Annotated in this window: 1 protein-coding gene; it reads right to left on the minus strand. The window is 57.5% G+C overall.

Annotated elements, in window-relative coordinates; translation table 11 throughout:
* Positions 1-41: 41 nt before the first annotated feature.
* Positions 42-395 (minus strand): CcdB family protein (locus EOC93_RS33885; RefSeq protein ID WP_245461623.1); only part of this gene is annotated, 354 nt, incomplete at its 5' end.

Genomic DNA, 395 nt, shown 5'->3' on the forward strand with positions numbered 1-395 from the left:
TGGCAGGCCAAGACGGCAGGCTGAGACGCTGTAGCCGCCGTTCAGAAGCCCTGGAACAGCATGTCGAGCGCAGCGACGATGTCGTCGTGGTGCTTGATCAGGTTCAGCCGACTTTCGCCCAATTCGCTGGCAGAAACGGTGGCAACCAGGTGTGTTGCCATAACGAGCTTTCGACCGTTGATCTCAAAAATCGGATGAAGCTTTCGCATCGGCGGTGGCACCATTGCGACCGGCAGAAGCGGCACGACCACCCGCGTCTTGAAATTGTCGAGCAGCTCTGACTGAACGTCGAGCACATAGCTGCCTTCGATGCGACCGGCGAAGACATCATAGCGGGGCATCAGAACTGCCGGTACTCTTCCAGCGGGATGCCATGTTTCTCGATATAGTCGTTC

Origin of the sequence: Mesorhizobium sp. M6A.T.Ce.TU.002.03.1.1 (genome assembly GCF_003997275.1) — a bacterium.
In the GTDB taxonomy this organism is placed as follows: Bacteria; Pseudomonadota; Alphaproteobacteria; order Rhizobiales; family Rhizobiaceae; genus Mesorhizobium; species Mesorhizobium mediterraneum.